Source organism: Tepidimonas thermarum, assembly GCF_007556705.1.
Lineage (GTDB): Bacteria > Pseudomonadota > Gammaproteobacteria > Burkholderiales > Burkholderiaceae_C > Tepidimonas > Tepidimonas thermarum.
In genome coordinates this window covers 1-24,060 of the sequence record NZ_VJOL01000039.1, presented here as the reverse complement: position 1 = coordinate 24,060, position 24,060 = coordinate 1, and the positions used below count along the sequence as shown (strand labels likewise).

General features: G+C 68.1%; 26 protein-coding genes. 22 read left to right on the top strand and 4 right to left on the bottom strand.

What is annotated here, in order from left to right:
• Window positions 1–217 precede the first annotated feature (217 nt).
• The 3 genes from Tther_RS09650 to Tther_RS09640 all read left to right on the top strand — a co-directional run bounded on the left by Tther_RS09650 (window position 218) and on the right by Tther_RS09640 (window position 3,628).
• The gene (locus Tther_RS09650; RefSeq protein ID WP_185975058.1) at window positions 218–2,773 is read left to right on the top strand and encodes a motility associated factor glycosyltransferase family protein; all 2,556 of its coding nucleotides are present in this window, start codon (window positions 218–220) and stop codon (window positions 2,771–2,773) included.
• A 139-nt stretch (window positions 2,774–2,912) separates the two neighbouring features.
• Complete coding sequence (fliS, locus tag Tther_RS13285) at window positions 2,913–3,293, top strand: flagellar export chaperone FliS (RefSeq protein ID WP_185975057.1); 381 nt, start codon at window positions 2,913–2,915, stop codon at window positions 3,291–3,293.
• 17 nt (window positions 3,294–3,310) lie between these two features.
• Entirely contained in the window at window positions 3,311–3,628 is a 318-nt protein-coding gene (locus Tther_RS09640; RefSeq protein WP_143903310.1) for a flagellar protein FliT, read from the top strand.
• A 30-nt stretch (window positions 3,629–3,658) separates the two neighbouring features.
• Here Tther_RS09640 and fliE read toward each other — a convergent pair whose 3' ends face one another.
• Window positions 3,659–4,036, bottom strand: coding sequence for a flagellar hook-basal body complex protein FliE (fliE, locus tag Tther_RS09635; RefSeq protein WP_143903308.1), 378 nt, complete (start codon window positions 4,034–4,036; stop codon window positions 3,659–3,661).
• A gap of 138 nt (window positions 4,037–4,174) precedes the next feature.
• Here fliE and fliF point away from each other — a divergent pair, with 138 nt between their 5' ends.
• The 13 genes from fliF (at window position 4,175) to fliR (ending at window position 15,318) form a co-directional block, all read left to right on the top strand.
• Complete coding sequence (gene fliF / locus Tther_RS09630; protein ID WP_143903306.1) at window positions 4,175–5,905, top strand: flagellar basal-body MS-ring/collar protein FliF; 1,731 nt, start codon at window positions 4,175–4,177, stop codon at window positions 5,903–5,905.
• Window positions 5,906–5,932: 27 nt separating this feature from the next.
• A complete protein-coding gene (fliG, locus tag Tther_RS09625; RefSeq protein ID WP_143903304.1) occupies window positions 5,933–6,934 on the top strand; it encodes a flagellar motor switch protein FliG in 1,002 nt (333 codons plus the stop codon).
• Complete coding sequence (locus Tther_RS09620; protein ID WP_143903302.1) at window positions 6,921–7,640, top strand: FliH/SctL family protein; 720 nt, start codon at window positions 6,921–6,923, stop codon at window positions 7,638–7,640. The genes fliG and Tther_RS09620 overlap by 14 nt, the downstream gene beginning before the upstream one ends.
• Window positions 7,633–9,093 carry a flagellar protein export ATPase FliI gene (fliI, locus tag Tther_RS09615; RefSeq protein ID WP_143903300.1) on the top strand — a complete coding sequence of 487 codons (1,461 nt, stop codon included), beginning with the start codon at window positions 7,633–7,635 and terminating at the stop codon, window positions 9,091–9,093. The genes Tther_RS09620 and fliI overlap by 8 nt, the downstream gene beginning before the upstream one ends.
• Window positions 9,090–9,542 (top strand): flagellar export protein FliJ, encoded by a 453-nt coding sequence (fliJ, locus tag Tther_RS09610; RefSeq protein WP_143903298.1) that lies wholly within the window; start codon window positions 9,090–9,092, stop codon window positions 9,540–9,542. The genes fliI and fliJ overlap by 4 nt, the downstream gene beginning before the upstream one ends.
• Before the next feature lie 12 nt (window positions 9,543–9,554).
• Window positions 9,555–10,868, top strand: a complete 1,314-nt coding sequence (locus tag Tther_RS09605) for a flagellar hook-length control protein FliK (RefSeq protein ID WP_143903296.1) — start codon at window positions 9,555–9,557, stop codon at window positions 10,866–10,868.
• A gap of 173 nt (window positions 10,869–11,041) precedes the next feature.
• On the top strand, window positions 11,042–11,578 hold the full coding sequence (locus tag Tther_RS09600) for a flagellar basal body-associated FliL family protein (RefSeq protein WP_143903294.1): 537 nt from the start codon (window positions 11,042–11,044) through the stop codon (window positions 11,576–11,578).
• A gap of 43 nt (window positions 11,579–11,621) precedes the next feature.
• Window positions 11,622–12,635 carry a flagellar motor switch protein FliM gene (gene fliM, locus Tther_RS09595; RefSeq protein WP_143903292.1) on the top strand — a complete coding sequence of 338 codons (1,014 nt, stop codon included), beginning with the start codon at window positions 11,622–11,624 and terminating at the stop codon, window positions 12,633–12,635.
• Window positions 12,625–13,074 (top strand): flagellar motor switch protein FliN, encoded by a 450-nt coding sequence (fliN, locus tag Tther_RS09590; protein ID WP_143903290.1) that lies wholly within the window; start codon window positions 12,625–12,627, stop codon window positions 13,072–13,074. The genes fliM and fliN overlap by 11 nt, the downstream gene beginning before the upstream one ends.
• A 7-nt stretch (window positions 13,075–13,081) precedes the next feature.
• On the top strand, window positions 13,082–13,489 hold the full coding sequence (locus Tther_RS09585) for a FliO/MopB family protein (RefSeq protein WP_143903288.1): 408 nt from the start codon (window positions 13,082–13,084) through the stop codon (window positions 13,487–13,489).
• Complete coding sequence (gene fliP, locus Tther_RS09580; protein WP_143903286.1) at window positions 13,486–14,250, top strand: flagellar type III secretion system pore protein FliP; 765 nt, start codon at window positions 13,486–13,488, stop codon at window positions 14,248–14,250. The genes Tther_RS09585 and fliP overlap by 4 nt, the downstream gene beginning before the upstream one ends.
• 10 nt (window positions 14,251–14,260) lie before the next feature.
• Window positions 14,261–14,530, top strand: a complete 270-nt coding sequence (gene fliQ, locus Tther_RS09575; RefSeq protein ID WP_143903283.1) for a flagellar biosynthesis protein FliQ — start codon at window positions 14,261–14,263, stop codon at window positions 14,528–14,530.
• An 11-nt stretch (window positions 14,531–14,541) separates the two neighbouring features.
• Complete coding sequence (gene fliR / locus Tther_RS09570; protein ID WP_246098987.1) at window positions 14,542–15,318, top strand: flagellar biosynthetic protein FliR; 777 nt, start codon at window positions 14,542–14,544, stop codon at window positions 15,316–15,318.
• An 11-nt stretch (window positions 15,319–15,329) separates the two neighbouring features.
• Here fliR and Tther_RS09565 read toward each other — a convergent pair whose 3' ends face one another.
• On the bottom strand, window positions 15,330–15,959 hold the full coding sequence (locus Tther_RS09565; RefSeq protein ID WP_143903281.1) for a response regulator: 630 nt from the start codon (window positions 15,957–15,959) through the stop codon (window positions 15,330–15,332).
• Entirely contained in the window at window positions 15,956–17,056 is a 1,101-nt protein-coding gene (locus Tther_RS09560) for a hybrid sensor histidine kinase/response regulator (RefSeq protein WP_246098985.1), read from the bottom strand. The genes Tther_RS09565 and Tther_RS09560 overlap by 4 nt, the downstream gene beginning before the upstream one ends.
• Window positions 17,057–17,269: 213 nt before the next feature.
• On the opposite strand from Tther_RS09560, the gene Tther_RS09555 reads away from it, so the two are divergent.
• Genes Tther_RS09555 through Tther_RS09530 form a run of 6 tightly spaced genes read left to right on the top strand, consistent with a single transcriptional unit; the run spans window position 17,270 to window position 23,157 of the window.
• Window positions 17,270–17,791, top strand: a complete 522-nt coding sequence (locus Tther_RS09555) for a hypothetical protein (RefSeq protein WP_342781770.1) — start codon at window positions 17,270–17,272, stop codon at window positions 17,789–17,791.
• A gap of 19 nt (window positions 17,792–17,810) precedes the next feature.
• Window positions 17,811–18,173: a response regulator gene (locus Tther_RS09550; RefSeq protein ID WP_143903279.1), complete on the top strand. Its 363-nt coding sequence runs from the start codon at window positions 17,811–17,813 to the stop codon at window positions 18,171–18,173.
• Window positions 18,174–18,209: 36 nt separating this feature from the next.
• Entirely contained in the window at window positions 18,210–20,501 is a 2,292-nt protein-coding gene (locus Tther_RS09545) for a chemotaxis protein CheW (protein WP_143903277.1), read from the top strand.
• 15 nt (window positions 20,502–20,516) lie between these two features.
• On the top strand, window positions 20,517–21,356 hold the full coding sequence (locus Tther_RS09540) for a CheR family methyltransferase (protein WP_143903275.1): 840 nt from the start codon (window positions 20,517–20,519) through the stop codon (window positions 21,354–21,356).
• Window positions 21,353–21,988, top strand: coding sequence for a chemoreceptor glutamine deamidase CheD (gene cheD, locus Tther_RS09535; protein WP_143903273.1), 636 nt, complete (start codon window positions 21,353–21,355; stop codon window positions 21,986–21,988). The genes Tther_RS09540 and cheD overlap by 4 nt, the downstream gene beginning before the upstream one ends.
• Window positions 21,989–22,002: 14 nt before the next feature.
• Window positions 22,003–23,157 (top strand): protein-glutamate methylesterase/protein-glutamine glutaminase, encoded by a 1,155-nt coding sequence (locus Tther_RS09530; protein ID WP_143903272.1) that lies wholly within the window; start codon window positions 22,003–22,005, stop codon window positions 23,155–23,157.
• An 8-nt stretch (window positions 23,158–23,165) separates the two neighbouring features.
• On the opposite strand, the gene Tther_RS09525 is transcribed toward Tther_RS09530, so the two are convergent.
• Window positions 23,166–23,906, bottom strand: a complete 741-nt coding sequence (locus tag Tther_RS09525; RefSeq protein ID WP_143903270.1) for a hypothetical protein — start codon at window positions 23,904–23,906, stop codon at window positions 23,166–23,168.
• Window positions 23,907–24,060: the final 154 nt, after the last annotated feature.

Sequence of the window (24,060 nt, the reverse complement as noted above, 5' to 3'; positions counted from 1 at the left end):
AGCAAGATCGCATAAGCGGCTTCCAAGGGGTTGGTTTCGACTCGTATTGCCATGAGGGTTACACTCCTTTCTCGAAGTCATGGCGTCAGACCCACCCTCGCGCTGTCTGCTGGGCGGGGAGCGTAGGCGCGTAGCGCCGGAGATCCCCGCCCAGCAGACAACCGGCAAAATGGAATTTACAGAAAGAACGATACACAACTTCGTCGAGAGCCCTGAGATGACCGCACAAGCCCACCCAAACCCGTCGATCGAGACCGGCGCCGACACCGGGGACACAGCGCCACCGTGGCGCGTCAACCGTTTCGGAGAACGGGTGTTGGATGCCGCCGGCGGCGAACTTTTCGACAAGCTCGGCGCGCGGCTGACCCTGAAAGAGGCGTTCCGCGGCCAGCTCGAGCGGGAGGACACGTTTTATTTGGTGGCGGGCAGCGATTCGGGCCACTTGATCGACCATGTCAAGCAACTGTCGCCGCCGCCTGGCACGCGCTACCTGTTCATCGACCCGCCAGCGGTTCATCAGGCTTTGGCCGACGCCGGCCTGCTTGAGGGCCTACCGCCCCATATCCGCTGCGCATCCGTTGGCAACTGGGTGGAGGCGGCGCAGTCCATGCGGCTGTCGGACTACCTGTACATCGACCGGCTCGAGGTCGTGTTCTCGCTCGCCGCGCAGTCCCCGGATGTGCCCATCTACGTGGAGCTGGCCTGGGACTTGCAACAAACCGCCGACACCTTGCGCTGGCAAGCGCTCGCCCAACGCGGCAGCGAAGCCTACATCGCGTGCCAACTCGACAATGCCGCTGACAACATCACGCCCGCCGGAGTGTGGCGCGGTGCCCTCGCGGGACGAACCGGCGTGATTTTGGCCGGCGGCCCCTCGCTGGATGCGATGCTCGATTGGGTGCGGCAACACCGTCACCAATTGGTCATTCTGGCGGTGTCACGCATCAGCCGACGTTTGTTGGAAGTCGGACTGGAGCCGGATTTCGTGGTGTCGGCCGACCCGACGCGAATGAGTTACGAGATCAGCCGTGAGATGCTGCGCTTCGGTGAAGCGGTGAGCTTCGTCAACCAGTATCACGTCCATCCCCGGCTGCTGAGCCAATGGCCGCACCGCAGCTACTACTTGGGGCCGTTGCTCCCGTGGTCGTCCCCACTCAACCCGGTCAACCCCCTCGTGGGCGCGGGCCCAACGGTGGCCAGCACCGCCTTGGAGTTCGCCGCGGCACTGGGGCTGTCGCGTGTGATTTTGGCCGGTGTGGACTTGTGCTTCACGCCAGAGGGCTTTACGCACGCCAGGGGCAGCAACGAACGCAAGGCAGGGCCACGTTTTGATTTGACGCCGCTCGAGGTCGAGACCAACGACGGCCGCAAGGCGAGCACCACAGCCGATTTTGCTTCAGCGGCCCAAATGCTGGAGGCACAGGCGCAACGGCTCGCCAAGCAGGGACTGACCATCGTCAACCCCGCGCCCGGTGCCGTCCGAATCCCCGGCATCACCCATCGGTCGCTCGACGACATTGCCCTGGAAGACACGCCGTTGCAACGCCCGCTGCGTGCCGACAAGGCTGTTGACACACCGCAGCAGCGGCTCCACCACGTGCAGGCGGTCATACGCGCCCTGCAGAGCAAACAGGACGAGATTCAGCGACTCGAAGCGGACCTGCGCGACGCGCGTCGGATCGTGGCCAAGGTCTTCGATCAACACGGGGTGATTCACAACCGCAACCTGCGCAAACGGCTCGACCGCTTGGAGGCCGAGCTGCAGGAACGCTACGCCGAGACCTCGCGGCTGATTCAGCAGTGTGGCGTGCATGCCTTTTTGCGGGCGATGCGATCGACGCAGGACATGGACAACCTCGATGGCAAAGCCGTGCAAGACGCACTGGCGGCCTATTACGACACGTACCTGGCAGGCGCGCAACGTTTGCGGCACATGATCGACCGTGCCCTTGAGCGCGCACGCTGGCGAGCGCGGGAGTACCGTGGAGCATCGATCGCTGAACTGGCGCCGGCTTGGCTCGCCGCTGGGGAACCCGGCCGCGTGGTCCGCTGGCTGCGTGCCAGGGAGGCGGACTCGGTTCACCTCTCGGCCACGGAAGCCGAAGCGCTGACGAGCCTCAAACGAGCATTGACAGCCGACTTGCAACAGGAGGACGGGCAACACCTGGCGCGCGCCCGTGCTCACGCCGATCTCCGCGCGGCCGGCGTGCGGCTCGTTCATTTGTTGGGACAACGGGATCGCGACGGCATTCGCAACCTCATCGCAGGACTCGAACAGGCACCCGATGCGCAAGCCGCCTCACCCTATTTGGCGCTGGCGCGCGGCATGCTCGCGGAACTCGAGGACCGGACCGATGAAGCCCTTGGTCACTACGACGCGGTGCTGCAAAGCGACCAGCGGTCGCTGTGGCCCACGGCGTTGCTGCGCATCGCGGGATGGGCGCTGACCCACGGGCAAACGGAGCATGCCAAGCAAGCGCTGGAGTGCCTGGCGGGGCTGTCGCCGCGGTATCGCCCCCAGTATGCTGACGTCCTTGCCGCGACCGGTGATCTGCAAGCGGCCATTGATGTGGTCGAACAGCACCTGGCCTCGCACCCGGGCGACCTGCACGCCATGGTCCGGCTGGCGCGCCTGATGCTCAACGCGGGATCCCGCGAGGCTGCGCAGCTCATGCTGGATCATGTCGAATCTCAGCCGGATGGTGCGGCGCTCGTGGCACCGCTGCGCCGGCTCATGGAGCCTGGATCGGCGGCCGACCCCAACCCCCGATAAGGTCAAACAACGCCGCCGAGGTGCCGCATATTCGCGCCTGCACGTCCGCCACGCCCCTCAAGGAATGGCGCCAGCCGACGATACACAAAGGTATCCGATTCATCCACAATCGAGCACCATCATGTTCGTCGCAACCCCCATGAGCAAACATGCCAAGGCCTATGGGCAAATGGCCGTCAACACCCGCGTCAGCACAACGGACCCGCACGGTCTGATCGAAATGTTGTTCGACGCGATCGATGAGCAGCTGGCCATCGCCTTGGGAGCGTTGGATGCCGGTGATGCCGAACGCCGGGGTCAGGCGATCAGAAAAGCGGTGCTGTTGCTCCAAGACGGCTTGCGCGGCGGCCTCGACCTCGAAAAAGGCGGCGAGCTCGCGCAGCGGCTGGATGCGCTCTACGAGTACAGCGCCGCGCGCCTGGTGGAAGCCCACACGCGACGCGACCGTGCCGCGATGCAAGAGGTGCGCGAACACCTGCGTACCGTCGCCGACGGCTGGAAGGCCATCCGCCCCCAATGAACCCGGAGCGCTGCATCATGACCCAACCCACCGCTGCCGTGAGCGTTTTGGACTTTTACCAAGCGCTGGAGGATGCCAGCGCGCGCATGCTGGAAGCGGCGCAAGCCGATGACTGGGACCGCGTGGTCGAGCTCGAGGGCGTGTGCGCCGTGCTGATCGAGCGGCTGCGCGAGCAGGCCGAGGCCGCGCCGCTGAGCCCGGTGGAGCGGGCCGAGAAGCACCGCATCATGCTGGCCATCCTGCGCCACGATGCCCAAATCCGCGCGCTGGCCGAGCCCTGGCTGGACGTCTGGGGTGACGCCGCCCCGGGTGGGCGCGCGCCGCTGCTGCACTAGGGGGGCTGGCTGCTGCCGTGGCGCGTCGCGTCAGACCTGCATGTTCATGACGTCGGTGTAGGCCTGCATCATGCGGTTGCGCACGTGCAGCGCGGCTTGAAAGCCGATCTGGGCTTTTTGCATGGCCACCATGGTTTCTTCCAGGCTGACGTTGCGGTTGCCCATTTGCACCTGGGTTTGCAGCGCACTGGCGCGGTTTTGCGCCGCGCTGACATCCTGCAACGCGGTGCGTAGGGCGTCGCCAAAGCCACCCACCGGCGGGGTGGCCGCAGCGGGTGCGGCGGTGGCGGTGGTGGTGGCCGCCCCGGCCGCGGCTTTGGCCGCCAGCGCTTTTTGCGCCGCGCGCAAGGCGGCGGCCTGGGCCGGGCTCATCGAAGCGGTGGTCATGGGGAGCAGGCGCAGGTCCATGGTGGCTCCGATCGGGGGTGGTACACGATGGCCGTCATCGTAACGGCGGTGCGCCCCCGGGCTTAAGCGCAAACAGAGGGTGCTTTTGGCCGCTCTTGGAACTTTAGGCCGCGCGGCGCGGTTTTGATAATCCGCGCCATGGCTACGTCGTCCACTGCTGTTGCAGAACTCGATCCCACCCTGCCGGCCAACCCCGGCCCGGCGGCGCCGTTGCTGGCCGGTTGGCAGCGCCTGAGCACCGGGCGCAAGCTCTCGCTGGGCGTGGGGGTGTTGGCCATGGTGGCGCTGTTGGCGAGCGCGTTCTACCTGGCCAACCGTCCGGACTACCGCGTGCTGTACGCCAACCTGTCGGACAAAGACGGCGGCGCGGTGCTGGCGCAGTTGTCGCAAATGAACGTGCCCTACAAACACGCGGACGGGGGGCGCGCGATTTTGGTGCCAGCCGACCGTGTCAACGATGTGCGCATGAAGCTGGCCAGCCAGGGCTTGCCCAAGGGCGCGGTCACCGGCTTTGAGCTGATGGACAACACGCGGCTGGGCATGACGCAGTTTCAGGAGCGCGTCAACTTCCAGCGCAGCCTGGAGGGCGAGCTCACCCGCACCATCCTGTCGTTGAACTCGGTGGCCGATGCGCGCGTGCACCTGGCGCTGCCCAACCAGAATGGGTTTTTCCGGGAACAGCAAAAGCCTTCCGCCAGCGTGGTGCTGACGCTGCACCCGGGGCGCAGCCTGGACCGTGCGCAGGTGGCGGGCATCGTGCACCTGGTGGCCAGTTCGGTGCCGGAGCTGGACCCCAAGGCGGTCAGCGTGATCGACCAGCAAGGCACGCTGCTGTCGGCGCGCGCCGAGGATGACAGCGCCATCGACGCGCGGCAGCTGACCTACGTGCGCACGCTGGAGCAGATGTACACGCAGCGCATCCTGGATCTGCTGGAGCCGGTGGTGGGGCGCGACAACGTGCGCGCCACGGTGACGGCGGATGTGGACTTTTCCATCACCGAGCGCACCAGCGAGCAGCACCGCCCCAACCAGGGCAACGAGCCGGCCGCCGTGCGCAGCTCGCAAACGGTGGAGGAAAACACCCCTGGCGTCACCGCACCGGCGGGGGTGCCGGGCGCCGTGACCAACGTGGCGCCGGGGGCGACCAACGCACCCATCAACGGCCCCGGGGCACCGGTGGGCGTCGTCGGCCAGGGGGCCACGGGCACGGCCGACCTGCGCAGCCGGCGCGAGCAGGTGGTCAACTACGAGGTGGACAAGACGATATCGGTTACGCGCGGGGCCACGGGGACGGTACGCCGTCTCAGCGCCGCCGTGGTGATCAACCATTTGCCCAACCCGGACGCCAAGAAGGGGCCGGCCACCGCCGCGCTGCCGCCGGAGCGGCTGGAGCAGATCCAAGCCTTGGTGCGCGAGGCCATCGGCTACAACGGCGAGCGCGGCGACTCGGTTAACGTGGTCAACGCCCCGTTCAACCAGCCCAAGGTGGAGCCGGTGGAGGTGCCGTGGTACCAAAACCCGGACACGCAAGACCTGCTGCGCAGCCTGGCGCCGCAACTGGGCTTGCTCGCCCTGGGCCTGCTGCTCTTCCTGGGCATGGTGCGCCCGGCCCTGAAGATGATGCGGCCCGAACCGGCCCCGGCCGAAGCGGGCGCGGCCAGCGGCGGTGCGTTGCCGGCACCAGGCGGACAACTGGAAGCCGTGGTGGGCGACGTGGTGGAGCGCCCCGGCCTGCCGCAACCGGTGCACAATGAGCCCACCCCCGAAGAGCTGCGGCTGGCCGATGCGCGCCGGCTGGCGAAGGAAAACCCGGTCGCCGTGGCCAATATCATCAAGGGCTGGATCAGTGGCGAGGGGGCCACCGCCTGAGCTGGCCCGCAACGGGTGTGAGCGGACATGGCTGATACCGACGACGGATTGCAGGACGCGGCGATTTTCCTCATGTCGCTGGGCGAGGAGGAGGCGGCCGAGGTCTTCAAGCATTTTTCGCCCAAGGAGGTGCAGCGCCTGGGCGAGGCGATCGCTCGCATGCGCGCCGTGCCCAAGGAAAAGGTGGAATCGGTCATCGACCGCTTCACGCGCGAGGCGCAGTCGCAGAGCTTGCTGGTCTCCGACACCGACAACTACGTGCGCTCGGTGCTCAAGCGCGCGTTGGGCGACGACAAGGCGGCGCTGCTGATCGACCGCATCCTGCAGGGTGGCGATGTCTCCGGCATCGAAAGCCTGAAATGGATGGACCCGATCTCGGTGGCCGAGCTGCTGCGCAACGAGCACCCGCAAATCCTGGCCGCGATCCTGGTGCACCTGGACCAGGACCACGCCGCCAACATCCTCAAGCACTTCACCGAGCGCACGCGCAACGAGGTGATGCTGCGCATCGCCACGCTGGAGGGCATCCAGCCCACCGCGCTCAAGGACCTTAACGAGGCGCTGTACCAGGTGCTCGCCGGCGGCGACAAGATTCGCAAGAGCTCGCTGGGCGGCATCAAGACCGCCGCCGAGATCATCAACCTGCTGGGCACGAGCTTGGAAGCCAGCGTGATCGACGCCATCCGCGAGCAGGATCCGGATCTGGCGCAAAAGATCATGGACAAGATGTTCACCTTCGAGGACCTGCTCAAACTGGACAACAAGTCGTTGCAGATGGTGCTCAAGGAGGTGTCGTCGGACCAGCTGGTGGTCGCGCTCAAAGGCGCCTCGCAAGAGCTGCGCGACAAAATCCTCGCCAACATGTCCAGCCGCGCCGCCGAAGCCCTCAAGGAAGACCTGGAATCGCGCGGCCCGGTGCGGCTGTCCGAGGTCGAGGCGCAGCAAAAGGAAATCCTCAAGATCGTGCGCCGCCTGGCCGACGAGGGCCAGATCGTGCTGGGTGGAGGAGGCGACGATGCCTTCGTCTAACCGCGGTGCGCATCCGTACCAGCGCTTCATCCCGCGCGAGGAGGTGCAGGCCGTCTCGGCCTGGGCGTTCGAACCGGTGGACGACGCCGCGCGCGCCGCGGCCCAACGCGCGCAGCAGCAGGCCCCCAGCATCGACGCCGAAGCGCTGGAAGCCGCGCGCGCCCAGGCCTTTGCCGAGGGCTTTGAGCAAGGCCGCCAGACCGGCGCCCAGGAGGCGCGCGAAGCCCTGGCCGAGGCCATGCGCCAGCAGGCCGAGGCCCAGGCGCAGGAACACGCGCAGCGCGTCGCCGCCGTGCTGGCGGCGGCCCAAGACCAACTGGACGCCGTGCAGCGCACGCTGGCCGACCAGGTGCTGCTGCTGGCCTGCGACATTGCCCGCCAGGTGGTGCGGCGCGAGCTGGCCCAGCCGCTGGAGCCGGTGCGGGCCGTGGTCGAGGAAGCCATGTCGCTGCTCACGGACGCGGCGCGGCCCGCCGTGCTGCGGCTGCACCCGGACGACGCCGAGCGGCTGGCACCCGCCATGGCCGATGCGCTGGCGCAACAGCGCGTGACGCTGGTGCCGGATGCGCGGTTGACGCCCGGCGGCTGCGTGCTCGAGACCGCCCACGGCCTGGTCGACGGCACCGTCGAGCGGCGCTGGGCGCGCGCGGTGGGCAATCTGGGGCTGGAGCTGCCCTGGGCCGAGCCGGAGCACGCCCATGACTGACCTGCCGACCTGGGAACGCTTCCTGGCGGCGGCGCGGCAGGCCGCCAACCAGCCCACGCCGTTGGAGTCCAGCGGCCGGCTGACGCGCCTGGCTGGCCTGGTGCTGGAGGCCGAGGGCATCCGCACGCCCGTGGGGTCGCAATGCGTGATCGACCCCAACCCCGATCCGCTGGCGCCGCCCGCCGACGATGCGGCCAGGGTGCTGGCGGAGGTCGTCGGATTCTCTGGGGAGCGCGCCTTTCTGATGCCGGCCAGCGAGATCATCGGTCTGGCACCGGGTGCGCGCGTGCGGCCACTGCCGCCCTACCGGCCGCGCGTGCGCCTGGGGGATGCGCCACACCCGATCGTGCCCAACGATCGCGGCGTGTTGCGCCTGCCGCTCGGCGACGGCCTGCTGGGCCGCGTCGTGGACGCCTATGGCCACCCGCTCGACCACGGCGGGCCGCTGCGCAGCGTGCAGGTGCAGCCGCTGGAGCGCCCCCCCATCAACGCCATGGACCGCGCCCCGGTGCGCCAGCCGCTGGACACCGGCGTGCGCGCCATCAACGCCTTGCTGACGGTGGGCCGCGGACAGCGCCTCGGGCTGTTTGCCGGCTCTGGCGTGGGCAAGAGCGTGCTGCTGGGCATGATGGCGCGCTACACCCAGGCCGACGTAATCGTCGTGGGGCTGATTGGCGAGCGCGGGCGCGAGGTCAAGGAATTCATCGAAGACATCCTGGGGCCGCGCGACCGCGACCGCGCCGTGGTGGTGGCGGCCCCGGCCGATGCCCCCCCGCTGGTGCGCCTGCAAGGGGCACACTACGCCACGGCGATGGCCGAGCGCTTCCGCGACGAGGGGCGGCATGTGCTGCTGCTGATGGATTCGCTGACGCGCTACGCGATGGCGCAGCGCGAAATCGCCCTGGCCATCGGCGAGCCCCCGGCCACCAAGGGCTATCCGCCCAGCGCCTTTGCGCGGCTGCCGCAGCTGGTCGAACGCTCCGGCAACGGGCCCGAGGGCGGCGGCTCGATCACCGCGTTCTACACCGTGCTGTCCGAAGGCGATGACCAGCAGGACCCCGTGGCCGACGCCGCCCGTGCGATTTTGGACGGCCACATCGTGCTGTCGCGCACGCTGGCCGAATCCGGCATCTACCCCGCCATCGACATCGAGGCCTCGGCCTCGCGCGTCATGCACAACGTGGTCAGCCCGGAGCACTGGGCGCTGGCGCGGCGTTTCCGCCAGCTCTACGCGCGCTACCAGAAAAGCCGCGATCTGATCCAGCTCGGTGCCTACGTCCCCGGCAGCGACCCCGATACCGATTTGGCCATCCAGCTGCACCCGGCGATGGTCGCGCTGCTCATGCAGGACATGCGTGAGTGCGCGCCCTTGGACGCCAGCGTGCGCCAGCTTGCCGACGTGCTGCGGCCCGCCACGGGGGCCGGCCGGGATGCACCAGGAGGCCGCGCATGAACCGCCCACGCGATTTGGGTGTGCTGCTGGACATGGCCGAGCGCCAGCGCGACGACGCCGCGCGCGCGCTGGCCCGCATGCGCCAGGAACGACGCGCCGCGCAAGGGCAGATGGACCAGCTGCACGCCTACACCCGGGACGCCGAACAGCGCTGGCAGCAGCGCGCCACCGTGGGCGTCTCCCCCACGCTGCTGGCCACCCACCGGCAGTTCATGCTCAAGCTGGAGGAGGCCATCGCGTTTCAATCCAACGTGCTGCAGCAACTTGACGATCGCATCGCGCGCCAGGAAGGCCACCTGCTGGAAGCCGAACGCCACCTGGCCACGCTGCAGCGCGTGCAGCAGCGCTGGCAGCGCGAATGGCAGCAACACCAACAGCGCGTCGAGCAAAAAGCCAACGACGAAATGGCCGCCACGCTGCACCGCCGCCGCCACCATCCCCACGCCTGACAGGAGGCCCCGATGAAAGCCGAAGCCATCTCCCACACCCCGGCCAACCACGGCGCTGCCCGCGCGGCGGCCAGCCGCGGCACCCCGGCCGCCGACACGCAAGGGGGCGACCGCTTTGCCCAGCTGCTGGCCGATCTGCGCGCCGACGACGAGACGCTGGGCCTTGAACCCGACAGCCAGCGGGTTGCCGGCGACGACGCAGCCGCCAATGCCACCGCCTTGGGAGCCGGCGATGCAGATGCCTTGCTCGCCCGTGATCACGCGGCACCAGAGATGATGGGCGCTGAGGACACGTCCCAGGACGCGGTGCTGGCGGCGGGCTTGGCCCTGGGCATGCCGCTTTCCAGCCCCGCGGCAGGCAACAGCACCGCTTTGGAGGGCGACGGGGACCCCATCCTGTCTGGCGCCAAGGAGACGACACCTGGCGTGGACGCCCCTGGCTTGCTCCCCTCCGCTGGGGAATCCCCCCACCCCATCGCCGATCTGGCACGCCAAACCGGTCTGGGCCAGGACAAGTCGGCCGCCGGGGATGCGCCATTCGGGCCATGGGTATCGACCGTCGCCCGCTCGAAAGCGCGAACCAACCCGCCGGGCCGGCCCCACGCCGCGGGCGCACCGGCGTCCGCGGACGACGCCCCACGGGCCACGCCGGCGCTGCCCCATCCGGCCGACGGCGTGCGTGTGCATCGCGGGGCCGGCGAGCCGATGGCGGCTGTGCCCACGCTGCCACCGACGGCCGCGGCTAGCGCTGCCGACCCGATGGCGGCGCGCAGCGGCTCGGACCGGGGGCATGCCGACGGGACGGCGGCAACGGGTGGCGGGGCCCCGGGCGCGCAAGCGGCAGACCCGACCCCGCCCGCCAGCGCTCAGCCCGACGGACAGGATTTTGGCCTGCACCTGGGCCAGGCGCTGGGCGAGGCCTTCGAGTCCATCGGCGCCCAAGTCAGCCTATGGGCGGCCGGGCGCACCCAGCGCGCCAGCTTTTCGGTGGAAGACGGCCTGGACGATCCGCTCAACGTCGACGTCAGCGTCACCGATGGCGTGGCACAACTGAGTTTCCGCACGGACGACGGCGCGCTGCGCCAGATGATCCAGGCGCAAGCGCCCTCGGCGCTGGCCGACGCGCTGGCGCGCGCCGGGCTGACGTTGGGCGGCGTGGATGTTGGCGGACAGTCGGACCGCCAGCCCGCCGCCCACCCGGACGGTGCACGCGTGCGCACCACCCGCGTGGGCTTGGTCGGTGCAACCGACACCTCGGTTCACCCCGCGGCGGCTACCCTCACCCGCCCGCGCAGCGAGCGCGCCGGACTGGACGTCTACGCGTAAGCGACAAGGACGCAAACTGCAGCCGGGATGCGGCGTTATTCGCGCTTTGGCGGCGCCGCACCGCAGCCGCACAATGCGGGTATCGGTGTCCATGACCCGTGCCACAATAAGGCGCATCGCTGCCGGCGGCCTGCTGCCGGTTTCCGTCACCTCCACCGATCGTCCCTGACACCATGGCCGAACCCGCTGCAGCCGCCGCCGGCGGCGAAAAACCCAAGAGCAAGAAGCTGTTGCTCATCATCATCGTGGCGGTGGTGCTGCTGCTTGCCGCGGGCGGGGCGGCTTTCTTCATGCTCAAAGGCTCGGCGCACGATGAGGACGGCGCCGAAGGCGATGCACCGCCCGCCAAGGCCGAAAAAGCCAAGCCCAAGAAGAAAGACGCCGCTGTCGCCCCCACCTTCATGCCGCTGGATGCGGTGGTCGTCAACCTGGCCGACCCCGGCAGCACGCGCTATGCGCAGGTCGGCATCACCCTGCAAGTGGAGGATGCCAAGACCGCCGAGGAGGTCAAAAAATACATGCCCGCCATCCGCAACGGCATCCTGATGCAGATTTCGCGCCGCACCGCCGACGAATTGCTCAGCGCCGAGGGCAAGGAAAAGCTGGCGGCCGACATCCTCGAGCTCGTGCAGACGACCACGGGCATGGAACCCTACAAGGGCTACAGCCCCGTGGAAGCGGTGCTGTTTTCCAGCATCATCGTGCAGTGACGGCACGGCCGACCGTACCGACCCACCCCAACGGAACAGCACCATGAGCGACGCGTTTCTCTCCCAGGACGAGATCGACGCCTTGCTCGAGGGCGTCACCGGCGAAAGTCAAAAACTGGCCAAGGAAGAGGTCCAGACCGGCGGCATCCGCAGCTACAACCTCTCCAGCCAAGAGCGCATCGTGCGTGGGCGCATGCCCACGATGGAGGTGATCAACGAGCGCTTCGCGCGCAACCTGCGCGTGGGGCTGTTCAACTTCATCCGCCGCAGCCCGGAGATTTCGGTCGGTCCGGTGCAGGTGCAAAAGTACAGCATGTTCCTGCGCGATCTGGTGGTGCCGACCAACTTCAACATCATGGCGGTGCGCCCGCTGCGCGGCAGCGGCTTGGTGGTGTGTGAGCCCACCCTGCTGTTTGGCGTGATCGACAGCCTGTTTGGCGGCACGGGCAAGTTCCACACCCGCATCGAAGGGCGCGACTTTTCGCCCACCGAACAGCGCGTCATCAACCGGCTGGTGGAGGTGGTGTCGGAAGAATACAAAAAGGCCTGGAAAGGTGTGTACCCGCTGGAGCTGAGCTACCAGCGCTCGGAGATGCAGCCGCAGTTTGCCAACATTGCCACGCCCAGCGAAATCGTCGTCAGCACCAGCTTCACGCTGGAAATTGGTGACATCACCGGGTCTTTGTACGTTTGCATCCCCTACTCCACGCTGGAGCCGATTCGCGACCTGCTGTACTCCAACACCCAGGGCGACTCGATGGAGGTGGACCGGCGCTGGGTCAAATTGCTGAGCCAGGAAATCCAGGCCGCCGAGGTGGAACTGGTGGCCGAATTGGCCACGGCCGAGGCCACCATCGAGCAGCTGCTGGCCATGAAGCCGGGCGACTTCATCGAACTGGAACGCCAGCGCATCATCCAGGCCAAGGTGGACGGCGTGCCGGTGCTGGAGTGCGAATACGGCACCCACAATGGCAAGTACGCGCTGAAGGTGGTGCGCACCATCCGCAGCAGCGACAAGAGCTGGCACGGACACGGAGCGACGAGCTATGACCCATGAAAACGACGCCCCCGGCGGCAACGACACCCCGGCCGCGCCGGTGGATGAACAGGCCCTGGCCGACGAATGGGCGCAGGCGCTGCAGGAGCAAACGGCGGCTGCCGGCGGCGGCGGTGGTGACATGTTTGCCGGCGCGCCGCATTTCGATGGTGCGGCCCCCGCCCCCACCGGCAACAACGACATCAGCATGGTGCTGGACATCCCGGTCACCCTGTCGGTGGAGCTCGGCCGTACCAAGGTGCCGATCAAGTACATCCTGCAGCTCGCGCAGGGATCGATCGTCGAGCTCGATGCCCTGGCGGGCGAGCCGATGGACGTGCTGGTCAACGGCTACCTGATCGCCCAGGGCGAAGTCGTGGTGGTCAACGAAAAATTCGGCATCCGCCTGACCGATATCGTCACGCCGTCCGAGCGCCTGCGGCGCCTGAGCAAGCATTGAGGCGGCCATGACGGGCAATTGGGCCTCCCTGCTGCCCGCGCTTGGCCTGTTGGCGCTGCTGGGCCTGCTGGCTTGGGGTGCGCAGTGGCTGCGGCGACGCACCCACGCCAGCGGCGGTGACGCCGCGGCGCTGCGCGTCGTCGCGCAGCTGATGGTCGGCCCGCAGCAGCGCGTGGTGGTGGTGGAGCTGGACGGCCCGGGCGGCGCGGTGCAACTGACGCTGGGCGTGACACCCCAGCACGTGCGCACGCTGCATGTGCGCCCCATCACCGCCACGCCCACCCCCGCGGCACAGTCCACGGAGCCGCCCCCTGGCGCCCGCCCCGGCCCGGCGGGCGCGCCCGCGGCCACCCCGCGCTATGCGGACGTGGCACGCGCCGTGGCGGCCGCGCAACGGCAGGAGCCCACGCCATGACCGCACGCCTGTGGTGGCTGCGCCAGGCCCTGCTGCTCACGCTCGCCCTGGGCGGCGGCGCCCTGTGGGCGCAAACCACGCCCCCCGGCCAGCTGCCGCTGGTCATCGGCCAGGGCCCTGGCGGCACCAGCTACTCGGTGCCGATCCAGACCCTGCTGTTTTTCACGGCGCTGTCGTTCCTGCCCGCCGTGCTGCTGATGATGACCGCGTTTACCCGCATCGTCATCGTGCTGTCGCTGCTGCGGCAGGCGTTGGGCACCCAGGCCTCGCCCCCCAACCAGGTCATCATCGGGTTGTCGCTGTTCTTGACCTTCTTCGTCATGGGCCCGACGTTCGACCAGGTGTACGAAAACGCCTATCGCCCCTACAGCAGCGGACAGGCCAGCTTCGAGCAAGCCATCGCCGCGGCCGAAGCGCCGATGCGCAGCTTCATGAAAGGCCAAACGCGGCAGGCCGATTTTCAACTGTTCGTCAATCTGGCCAAGTTGCCGCCGTCGACGACCGTGGACGAGGCGCCGCTGCGGGTGTTGGTGCCGGCTTTCGTCATCAGCGAGCTCAAGACCGCGTTTCAGATCGGCTTCATGGTGTTCATCCCGTTTCTGGTCATCGACATGATCGTGGCCAGCGTGCTGATGTCGCTGGGGATGATGATGCTGTCGCCGGTGCTCGTGGCGCTGCCTTTCAAGCTGATGCTGTTCGTGCTGGCCGACGGCTGGAACCTGCTGGTCGGTTCGCTGGCGGCCAGCTTTGCCACCCCATAGACCACACCCCATGCAAGCCCAAGCCGTCCTCACCCTCGCGCAGCAGGCCATGTTCACGCTGCTGGCGGTTGCCGCGCCGGTGCTGGGCACGGTGCTCGTGGTGGGGCTGGTGATCAGCCTGTTTCAGGCGCTCACCCAGATCAACGAGGCCACCCTGTCCTTCGTGCCCAAGCTGGTGGCGGCCGTGGCGGTGCTGGTGCTCGTGGGGCCGTGGATGCTCACCACGCTCGTCGAATTCATTCGCCGCATCCTGCTCGCCATCCCCGAGTACGCGGTGTGACGGCAGCGCCCATGGACGGCGTGTTTTTGACCTTCACCGAAGCGCAGCTGATGGGCTGGCTCGCGCCCATCTTCTGGCCGTTTCTGCGCATCCTGGGCGTGTTTGCCGCAGCGCCGCTGTTTTCGGCGCGCTCGGTGCCGATGCGCACCCGCATCGGGCTGGCGTTTGTGCTGGCGGTGTGCGTGCAGCCGGCGCTGCCGGCGCCCATCACCGTCTCGCTCAACAGCCCCCAGGCGCTGGGCACCCTCGTGCAACAGCTCGCCATTGGCCTGTCCATCGGGTTGGCCGCGCGCATCGTGTTTGCCGCCATCGAGATGGCCGGCGAAATCGTGGGCCTGCAGATGGGCCTGAACTTCGCGGGGTTCTTCGACCCCAGCACGGGGTCGCAGGCCAGCACCGTGGGGCGGTTTTACGGCAACACGACGATGCTGCTGTTTCTGGTCTTCAACGGGCACCTGCTGCTCATCCAGGCGGTGGCTGCGAGTTTTGCCACCTTCCCGGTCGGCGACGACACCTGGGCCGCCCTGCGCCAGATGCGCCTGTTCGAGCTGGGCGCGGTCGTCTTTGCCCACGGCCTGTGGATTGCCCTGCCGCTCGTTGCGGTGCTGTTGTTCGTCAACGTCGTGTTGGGCATCATCTCGCGCATCGCGCCGCAGATGAACGTCTTTGCCATCGGGTTTCCGCTGACGCTGTCGGTGGGCCTGGTGGGCATCGCGGCGTCGTTGCCGCTGCTGGCCGAGCCGATGCGCCGGCTCATGCAGGTGCTGGCCGACCTGTACGGTGTCTGAACACGCGCGCTTCAGACCAGTTTGTTGCGTATGGCGTAGACGGTGAGCTCGGCGTTGTTGGTCAGGCCCAGCTTTTCCAGCACGCGGGCGCGGTAGACGCTGACGGTCTTGGGGCTGATCATCAGGGCTTCGGCGATCTGGGAGAGCTTTTTGCCCGAGGCGATCAGCTTGAGGGTCTGCAGCTCGCGCTCCGACAGGGTGTCGTGCAGCTCACCGCCTTCGGGGGCCTGCAGGTGGTTGGCCAACAGCTCGGCGATGTCGGGCGTGATGTATTTGCGCCCCTGCGCAACCGTGCGCACCGCGGCAATGAGCGCCTGCGGATCGCCGCCTTTGTTCAGATAGCCCATGGCCCCGGCCTTGAGGCAGCGGATGGCGTATTGGTCCTCCGGGTACATGCTGACCATGACCGTGCGCACGGGGTTGTGCTCCTCCTGCAACACGGCCAGGATTTCCAGGCCGCTGCGGCCCGGCAGGTCCACGTCCAACAGCAGGACGTCGGGCTTTTCACGCCGCAGCGCCTCGCGCAGCGCCGGATAGCTGTCCGCCTCGGCCACCACCTGGATGTCGGTGGCTTCCATCAGCGTGTCGCGCACCCCGCGCCGCACCACGGCGTGGTCGTCACACAGCACCACACGGATCATCGGTCATCCTCCTCGGCTTCGTGCAGCACCGCCGATGCGGTCAGCGGCACCGACAAAATCAACGTCATGCCCTGCCCCGGCGCGGTGACCACGTCCAGCCAGCCCCCAACGGACTGCGCCCGCTCGCGCAAGCCCAGCAGGCCAAACGAGCGCTCTTTGCCCAGCTCCTGGGCGCTGGCGCCGCGGCCATCGTCGGCGATCTCGACGGTCAGGTGCCCCTCCAAATCGCTGACATCGATGGTCACGCGCCGCGCCCCCGCGTGCTTGAGCACGTTGGTCAGCGCCTCCTGCACGGTGCGGTAGGCCACCATCTCGAGCCGGGGGGCCAGCGTGGCTTGCAGGCGTCCGCGCAACACGACCTCCAGCCCGGTGCGCTCGGCGAAGGTGCGCGTGAGCCACTGCAGCGCGGCCATCAGGCCTTGATCGAGCACGGCCGGGCGCAGGTTGCGCATGATGCGCTGGCTCGCGCCCAGGGCCTGCTCGGCCATGCCCAGCGCGGACTGGACGTGGCGCAGCGCCTCCTCATCGGTCAGACGGCGCGCCAGCCAGGCCAAATCCAGCTTGACCGCCGCCAGCGCCCCGCCGATGTCGTCGTGGATCTCGCGCGCGATGTCGGCGCGCTCGCGATCGATGCTGGTTTGCAAGTGCTCGGTCAGCTCCAGCAAACGCTGGCGCGAGGCGGCCAGCTCGCGCGCGGCGTCGGCCTGGGCGCGGCGCGTGGCCGCCAGCTCGAGCGCGCGCTGCAACACGCGCGGCAGGCGCGACAGCTGCGACTTGTCCACGTAGTCGCTGACACCCCGCACCATGGCGTCGGCCACGGTCGCCTCGCCAATCGCCCCCGACACCAGAATGAAGGGCAACTCCAGCCCCGACGCGCGCAGCCACTCCCACGCCTGCAGCCCCGAAAAACCGCCCAGGTGGTAGTCCGCCAGCACCGCATCGAACGGGGGCTGCCCGGGTGAGAGCGCCGCTTCAAACGCCTCCAGCGTATCGACGAGCACAACCTCGGCCTCGACCTCCCCGCGGCGCAGCGCGCGCACGAGCAGGCCGTGATCGACCGGGTTGTCCTCCAAATGCAGCAGGCGCAGGGTGTTCACGCAAACAGCCGGGGGGTTGAGCCAACCCCGGATTGTGATCGAAAGCCACCGCGGACAGGGCCGGTTGCGCCGTCGGTGGCGCGGTCTGCCGTGGCACACGCCACCAAATGCCGCGATTCGTGCCCATGCGGGACAAACCCGAGCGGCCAACGCGCACGGAGCCGTTATATTTACGCCAACGCGTCCGCACAGGCGCACCCAACGCGATCGACCATGGCAGAACCCGCCGCTCCCGAACCCAACCCGCAGCGCCGCCGCTGGCCGCGGGAGGAGGTCACCGTGGTCGAACCACGTCCCGCGCCCGACGCGGTGCGTGATGAGCCGACCGTCGAGGTGCGGCTGGCCACCGTGGCGGATCTGCAGGATTCGCTGCTGGTGGCCATGAACGACCTCAAGCGGCTCGAGGGCCTGCTCGATCACGCCACCGGCAACTTGCTCGACCGCTTCAACCGCGCCATCGACGCCGTCAACCAGCTGGCCAACGGCGACGCCGCCGCCCTCGACGAGCTGCGCCAGACCCTGCACCAAGCGGTGCTGGAGCTGCAATTCCACGACATGGCCACCCAACTCCTCGTGCACACGGGCAAGGTGTTGCGCGGTTGTGCCTACACGCTCGCCGAGGAAGTGATGGAGCCGGAGGAAGACGAAGCGGGTGTTGTCGTGACCCATCTGCCCCCAAACCCCAACCCCGTCACGCAAAGCGAGATGGACGCCGGCTCCATCGAACTCTTCTGATTTCTGACAAGGTTCGCCCATGCACTCGATCCTGGCCGTAGATGACTCCGCATCCATGCGCAAGATGGTGTCGTTCACCCTGGTGGGCGCCGGCTTTCAGGTGGTGGAGGCGGTCGATGGCATCGACGCGTACGAAAAAGCGCAAAAACAGCATTTCGATCTGGTGCTGACCGACCAGAACATGCCGCGGCTCGACGGTATCGGCCTGACGCGCAAACTGCGTGAACACCCCAACTACGCCAGCACGCCCATCCTGATCCTGACCACCGAGTCCAGCGACCAGATGAAGCAGGCCGGGCGCGCCGCCGGTGCCACCGGCTGGCTGGTCAAGCCCTTCGATCCGAACCGCCTCATCGAGGTCATCCGCAAAGTGATCCGCTGACCTCAGCGCGACCTGCGAGCCGACGAGACCACCGCCATGGCAGATACCGCAAACGACGGCTTCGACCTGACCCAGTTCTATCAGATCTTCTTCGAAGAAGCGGGGGAGAACCTGGAGCAGATGGAGCAGCTGCTCCTCAACCTGGACCTCGACACGGTCGACGACGAAACCCTCAACGCCATCTTCCGCTGCGCGCACTCGATCAAAGGCGGCGCGGCAACCTTCGGCTTCGAGGACGTGGCCGAGCTCACGCACCAGATGGAGTCGCTGCTGGACAAGCTGCGCCGCCATGAACTGGCGCCCACGTCCCCCATGGTGGACGTGCTGCTCGAATCCAGCGATGCCCTCAAGGGCTTGCTCGCACGCCACCAGGGCCTCGGCGGTGACGCGCCCGAGACCTCGGGCTTGGTGGCGCGCATCCGCGCGCTGGCCAGCGGCCAAGCGGCCCCGACGCCGGCGGTCGCGCCGCCCCCGCCCCCGCCTCCGCCTCCGCCGCCGGCCCCCAGCGGGCCCGGCGGCATGCCCGCGGCGGCCCCGCCGGGTGCGCCGCGGCATCTGATCGCGCGCATCGGGCCCCTGGCCCACCCGCAGCAAGCCGACGCCATCAAAGAGCTGTTTCGCGACATTGCCGGCTTGGGCACCATCACCGCCGAGCGCGACGAGGGCAACGTCCGGATTTACGAAATCGACACCACCAGCACCGACAACGAGTTGCTGGACCTGTTCGCGTTCCATGTGGCGCGCGAGCAGGTGGCGCTGAGCACCGCCGAGGCAACGCCCGCCGCCGCGGCGTCGGCGCCTGCGGCGCCTGCTGCCGCAGGCGCAGCGGCCCAGGACAACGGCACGCCAGAGCACAGCCGCGACATCATCGAAGAAGGGTTTGGCCTCTTTGCCGGCGCACCCGGCAGCCCGGTGGCGGCCACGGCGCTGGACGCCAGCGGCGCGCCCGCGCCGGCGCAGGATCTGGTGCAGGGCTACGGCCTCTTCCCCGGTGCGCCCGGCAACCCCCTGACGCCCAGCCAACACGCCGCCCACGTGCAGGCCGAGGCGGAAGCCCTGACCCACGCTGCCCAGGCGGGCGGCGCGCCGACCACCACCACAGCCGAGGCCCGCGCGCGCGAGACTGCCAAGGCGGCCCGCAACGCCGCGAGCGCCCAGCTCGAAACGACCACGCTGCGCGTGTCGGTCAGCAAAATCGACCAGCTCATCAACCAGGTGGGCGAGCTGGTCATCACCCAGGCCATGTTGGCCCAATACAGCCGCGATCTGGACGCCACGCTGCACCAACAGCTGCTCAGCGGACTGGCCGACCTCGAGCGCAACACGCGTGATCTGCAGGAATCGGTCATGTCCATCCGCATGATCCCGATGTCGGTGGTCTTCAGCCGCTTCCCGCGCATGCTGCGCGATCTGGCCACCAAGCTGGGTAAAAAGGTCGAGCTCGTCACCCACGGCGAGGCGACCGAACTCGACAAAGGCCTGATCGAAAAGATCACCGACCCGCTGACGCACCTGGTGCGCAACAGCTGCGACCACGGCATCGAATTGCCGGCCGAGCGCATTGCCAAGGGCAAGCCCGAGGTGGGCACGATCACCCTGTCGGCGGCGCACCAGGGCGGCTCCATCCTCATCGAGGTGCGCGACGACGGCCGTGGGCTCTCGCGCGCCAAGCTGCTGGCCAAGGCACGCGAAAAGGGCATCCCCTGCTCCGACGACATGAGCGACCAGGACGTCTGGCAGCTCATTTTTGCACCGGGCTTTTCCACGGCGGAGGTGGTCACCGACGTCTCGGGACGCGGCGTCGGCATGGACGTGGTCAAAAAGAACATCGCCGCGCTGGGCGGCTCGGTCGAGATCGATTCGGCCGAGGGCTTTGGCATGAGCGTCAAGGTGCGGCTGCCGCTGACCCTGGCCATCATGGACGGCATGACGGTGCGCGTGGCCGACGAGGTCTACATCCTGCCGCTGTCGTCGGTGGTCGAGTCGTTTCAGGTCCAGGCCACCGACATCAACACCGTCGCCCAGAGCGCGCAGCTGGTCAAGGTGCGCGAGGAGTACATGCCGGTCATCGAACTCGACCGGCTGTTCCAGGTGCCGCGCGGCAACCGCGACGCCTCCACCAACAGCATCATGGTCGTCGTCGAGTCTGACGGCGCGCGGGTGGCGCTGGTGGTCGACGAACTGCTGGGCCAGCAGCAGGTGGTGATCAAAAACCTCGAGGCCAACTACAAAAAAGTACCCAACGTCTCGGGCGCCACCATCCTGGGCGACGGCAGCGTGTCGCTGATCCTGGACATTTCGGCGTTGGTGCGGCGCGTGCGCCAATAAGGGGTGGCCACGCCCATGAGGTCCGACGATGCTGCAACCCTGCAAGCCCGCGAGTTTGCGTGGACGGCGGCGGACTTCGACCGCATTCGGCGTCTGATTTACCAGCACGCCGGCATCAACCTGCACGAAGGCAAGCAGGCGATGGTCTACAGCCGCGTCTCGCGCCGCCTGCGCGAAACCGGCCACGACAGCTTCAAAGCCTACCTCGACTGGCTCGAATCCAGCCGCGACCCGCAGGAGTGGCAGGAATTCGTCAACGCCCTGACCACCAACCTGACGTCGTTTTTCCGGGAGAACCACCACTTCGTGGAGCTGGCCCGCATGGTGCGCGAGGGCGGGCCCGGGCGGGCGTGGAAAATCTGGTGCAGCGCTGCCTCCACCGGCGAGGAGCCCTACTCGATCGCCATCACCATGGCCGACGCCCTGGGCCTGCAGGGCAACTTTCGCATTTGGGCCAGCGACATCGACACGCGCGTGCTGCAGACCGCTGCGCGCGGTGTGTACAAGCTGGAGCAGTTGCGCGCGGTCTCGCCGCAGCAACTGCGGCACTATTTTCTGCGCGGCAAAGGCGCCAACGAGGGGCTGGCGCGCGTCAAGCCCGAGCTGCAAAAACACCTGCAGTTCTTCACCCTCAACCTCGTCGATGAACGCTGGTCGCTCAACGAGGAGTTCGACGTCATCTTTTGCCGCAACGTCATGATTTATTTCGACCACGCCACGCAGCGGCAGGTGCTCGCCCGCCTGCACCGCCTGTTGCGACCGCACGGCACGCTCTTTGTCGGGCATGCCGAAAACTTCAGCGACGCGCGCGACCTGTTTCGCCTGCGCGGCAAAACCATTTACGAAAAAGTATGACCCCCATGGTGCGCACCCCCGCCCACGTGCAACAGCTCAAAGCACGCCCGCGCAAACCGGGGGAGGCGTCGTTCTTTTTTTACGATCAGCACTTCAAATACGCGGCGGTCAAGGTGCTGCCCGGCGAGTACTTCGTCAGCGACGAGGACGTGTTGATCATGACCGTGCTGGGCTCGTGCATCGCCGCGTGCATCTGGGATTCCCGCCTGCGTATCGGGGGCATGAACCACTTCATGCTGCCCGAAGGCGGGGCCGACACGTCTGGGCGCTACGGCTCGTACGCGATGGAGCTGTTGATCAACGAACTGATCAAACGCGGCTCGACGCGCGAGTACATGCAGGCCAAGGTGTTTGGCGGCGGTGCCGTGATTGCCGGCATGACCAGCATGAACGTGGGGGAACGCAACACCCAGTTCGTGCTCGACTACCTGGCCACCGAGCGCATCCCGGTGGTCTCCAAAGACGTGATGGACATTTACCCGCGCAAGGTGGTGTTCTTCCCGGTCACGGGCAAAGCGATGGTCAAGCGGCTCGCGCATGCCCACCCGGAAACGCTCGAAACCCAGGAACGCCAAGGCGTGGCGTCGCGGCTGGCGCAAACCAACGCCGGCGGCACGGTGGACCTGTTCTGATCCTCGTTGCATTCATGAGCCAGAAGATCAAGGTGGTGGTGGTCGACGACTCGGCGCTGGTGCGCAGTCTGCTGACCGAAATCATCAACAAACAACCCGACATGGTCTGTGTCGGCACCGCCAGCGACCCGCTGGCCGCACGCGAAATCATCCGCGAGCGCAACCCGGACGTCATCACCCTCGACGTCGAAATGCCCAAGATGGACGGGCTGGAGTTTTTGGCGCGCCTGATGCGCCTGCGCCCCACCCCGGTGGTCATGGTCTCCACGCTCACCGAGCAAGGGGCGGAGACGACCCTGCGGGCGCTCGAACTCGGGGCCGTGGATTTCGTGGCCAAGCCGCGCATCGGGGTGGCCAGTGGTCTGCAGCAGTTGGCCGACGATATCGTCGAAAAAATCCGCATCGCCGCGCGTGCCCACGTGCGGCGCCATGTGGCCCCCCCCGCCCCGGTCACACCCGTGCCTGCCGCTTCCGCCCTGCATGGCGGCTCGGCACCGTCGGGCGGTGCGACCAGCCCCACCGTGGCGGGCGCCGCGACCGGCGCTGCGGCACCCGCTGCACCGCGCATCGGGCTGTCGACCGAAAAGGTCATTTGCATCGGCGCGTCCACCGGGGGCACCGAGGCGATCAAGGAAATCCTGATGGAGCTGCCGTCCGATGCGCCGGCGGTGGTGATCACCCAGCACATGCCGCCCGGTTTTACCGCCAGCTTTGCGGCACGGCTCGACAGCCTGTGCCGCATCCGCGTGGCCGAGGCGCGCGACGGCGAGCGCATCCTGCCTGGCCATGCTTACATCGCCCCCGGGGGCAAGCAGTTTTCGGTCGCGCGCAGCGGCTCCAACTACGTCGCGGTGGTGGACGATTCCCCACCGGTCAACCGCCACAAACCGTCGGTGGAGGTGTTGTTTCGCTCCTGCGCCCGGGTGCTGGGGCCCAATGCGATTGGCGTCATGCTCACCGGCATGGGCGCCGACGGCGCCACTGCGATGAAGGAAATGCACGACGCGGGTGCTTACACCATCGCCCAGGACGAAGCCTCGTGCGTGGTGTTTGGCATGCCGAAAATGGCCATCCAGGCCGGCGGCGTGGACGTGGTGCTGCCGCTCAAACAGATTGCCCGCGCCATCATGGAGCGGGTAGCGGCGTCCGGCATCCGACACCGGATCTGAGCGCGCCGTCAGGCCAGTTGGTCGATCTGGCCGCCGCTGGCGGGCCGACGACCGGCTTCGCGGGCCTGGCCGTAGGTCTGCTCCGGCTCGCCCGGCGGCACACCAGCCAAGGGGGGGCTGGTCAGCTGGGTCTGCAACGCCTCCAGCCGCTTGGCGCGCTCCTGCGCCGCCTGCAGGGCTTCCTCCCCAATCACCATGTCCACCGCAGCCCGGCTCGCCTTCCACATGTTGGGCAGCAGCTCCTTGATCTGGGTGTCCAACGCCTCCAGCGCCGGGTTTTTCACCGGGGGAAAGCCCTCGTCCTGCCGCGCCACCGCGCCCGGTTGGGGCGAACGCGCCGCGCCGTCGGCCGTGCGGGCCTGCGCACGTTGCGGGGCGGACTGCGGCTGCGCGCCCCCCGCCTGCGCCGTGGCGTCGCTGGCCGGCGCGTCGGCCGGACGCTGCGCCGCGTTGGGCACTTGGGGACGGTTGCGCTCGGCGGGCACCGGCAGGCCCGAGCGCTCCGGGGCTGCCGCGTTGCCCATGCCGTCGGCGCGCTGCCCCTCTGCCGGGGGGGTCACCGGCGCCAACAACGGCGGCGCGGCCTGGCCCTGCACGCGCGCCGCCTCGCCCTGCGGGGCCACGACGCTGCCCGCCGCGTTGTCGCGGGCGACGGCTTGACTGGGCCGCACCGGGCTGACGGGCTGGGCGCGAACGGTCGGCGTCGTCTGCGGCGCGGGCGCTACGGCAATCGAGGAAATGGTCAACATGGCGCAACCCTCACAACTCCGCCCTAGCAGGCCGTTGAAAAAATACCCTTCGAACGCACCAGTGACGCTGCTTTCGAAGAAACGAGCCGCCCAGACGTGGCTGCGCAGCGATTGCGACGTGCATTTCGGCCGGTTTGCAGGCCGTTTTGCCCAT

Bases quoted from the DNA above. Each gene is read 5' to 3' on its own strand.
- Tther_RS09650 (WP_185975058.1), top strand. From the start codon at position 218: ATGACCGCACAAGCCCACCCAAACCCGTCGATCGAGACCGGCGCCGAC.
- fliS (WP_185975057.1), top strand. From the start codon at position 2,913: ATGAGCAAACATGCCAAGGCCTATGGGCAAATGGCCGTCAACACCCGC.
- Tther_RS09640 (WP_143903310.1), top strand. From the start codon at position 3,311: ATGACCCAACCCACCGCTGCCGTGAGCGTTTTGGACTTTTACCAAGCG.
- fliE (WP_143903308.1), bottom strand. From the start codon at position 4,036: ATGGACCTGCGCCTGCTCCCCATGACCACCGCTTCGATGAGCCCGGCC.
- fliF (WP_143903306.1), top strand. From the start codon at position 4,175: ATGGCTACGTCGTCCACTGCTGTTGCAGAACTCGATCCCACCCTGCCG.
- fliG (WP_143903304.1), top strand. From the start codon at position 5,933: ATGGCTGATACCGACGACGGATTGCAGGACGCGGCGATTTTCCTCATG.
- Tther_RS09620 (WP_143903302.1), top strand. From the start codon at position 6,921: ATGCCTTCGTCTAACCGCGGTGCGCATCCGTACCAGCGCTTCATCCCG.
- fliI (WP_143903300.1), top strand. From the start codon at position 7,633: ATGACTGACCTGCCGACCTGGGAACGCTTCCTGGCGGCGGCGCGGCAG.
- fliJ (WP_143903298.1), top strand. From the start codon at position 9,090: ATGAACCGCCCACGCGATTTGGGTGTGCTGCTGGACATGGCCGAGCGC.
- Tther_RS09605 (WP_143903296.1), top strand. From the start codon at position 9,555: ATGAAAGCCGAAGCCATCTCCCACACCCCGGCCAACCACGGCGCTGCC.
- Tther_RS09600 (WP_143903294.1), top strand. From the start codon at position 11,042: ATGGCCGAACCCGCTGCAGCCGCCGCCGGCGGCGAAAAACCCAAGAGC.
- fliM (WP_143903292.1), top strand. From the start codon at position 11,622: ATGAGCGACGCGTTTCTCTCCCAGGACGAGATCGACGCCTTGCTCGAG.
- fliN (WP_143903290.1), top strand. From the start codon at position 12,625: ATGACCCATGAAAACGACGCCCCCGGCGGCAACGACACCCCGGCCGCG.
- Tther_RS09585 (WP_143903288.1), top strand. From the start codon at position 13,082: ATGACGGGCAATTGGGCCTCCCTGCTGCCCGCGCTTGGCCTGTTGGCG.
- fliP (WP_143903286.1), top strand. From the start codon at position 13,486: ATGACCGCACGCCTGTGGTGGCTGCGCCAGGCCCTGCTGCTCACGCTC.
- fliQ (WP_143903283.1), top strand. From the start codon at position 14,261: ATGCAAGCCCAAGCCGTCCTCACCCTCGCGCAGCAGGCCATGTTCACG.
- fliR (WP_246098987.1), top strand. From the start codon at position 14,542: ATGGACGGCGTGTTTTTGACCTTCACCGAAGCGCAGCTGATGGGCTGG.
- Tther_RS09565 (WP_143903281.1), bottom strand. From the start codon at position 15,959: ATGATCCGTGTGGTGCTGTGTGACGACCACGCCGTGGTGCGGCGCGGG.
- Tther_RS09555 (WP_342781770.1), top strand. From the start codon at position 17,270: ATGGCAGAACCCGCCGCTCCCGAACCCAACCCGCAGCGCCGCCGCTGG.
- Tther_RS09550 (WP_143903279.1), top strand. From the start codon at position 17,811: ATGCACTCGATCCTGGCCGTAGATGACTCCGCATCCATGCGCAAGATG.
- Tther_RS09545 (WP_143903277.1), top strand. From the start codon at position 18,210: ATGGCAGATACCGCAAACGACGGCTTCGACCTGACCCAGTTCTATCAG.
- Tther_RS09540 (WP_143903275.1), top strand. From the start codon at position 20,517: ATGAGGTCCGACGATGCTGCAACCCTGCAAGCCCGCGAGTTTGCGTGG.
- cheD (WP_143903273.1), top strand. From the start codon at position 21,353: ATGACCCCCATGGTGCGCACCCCCGCCCACGTGCAACAGCTCAAAGCA.
- Tther_RS09530 (WP_143903272.1), top strand. From the start codon at position 22,003: ATGAGCCAGAAGATCAAGGTGGTGGTGGTCGACGACTCGGCGCTGGTG.
- Tther_RS09525 (WP_143903270.1), bottom strand. From the start codon at position 23,906: ATGTTGACCATTTCCTCGATTGCCGTAGCGCCCGCGCCGCAGACGACG.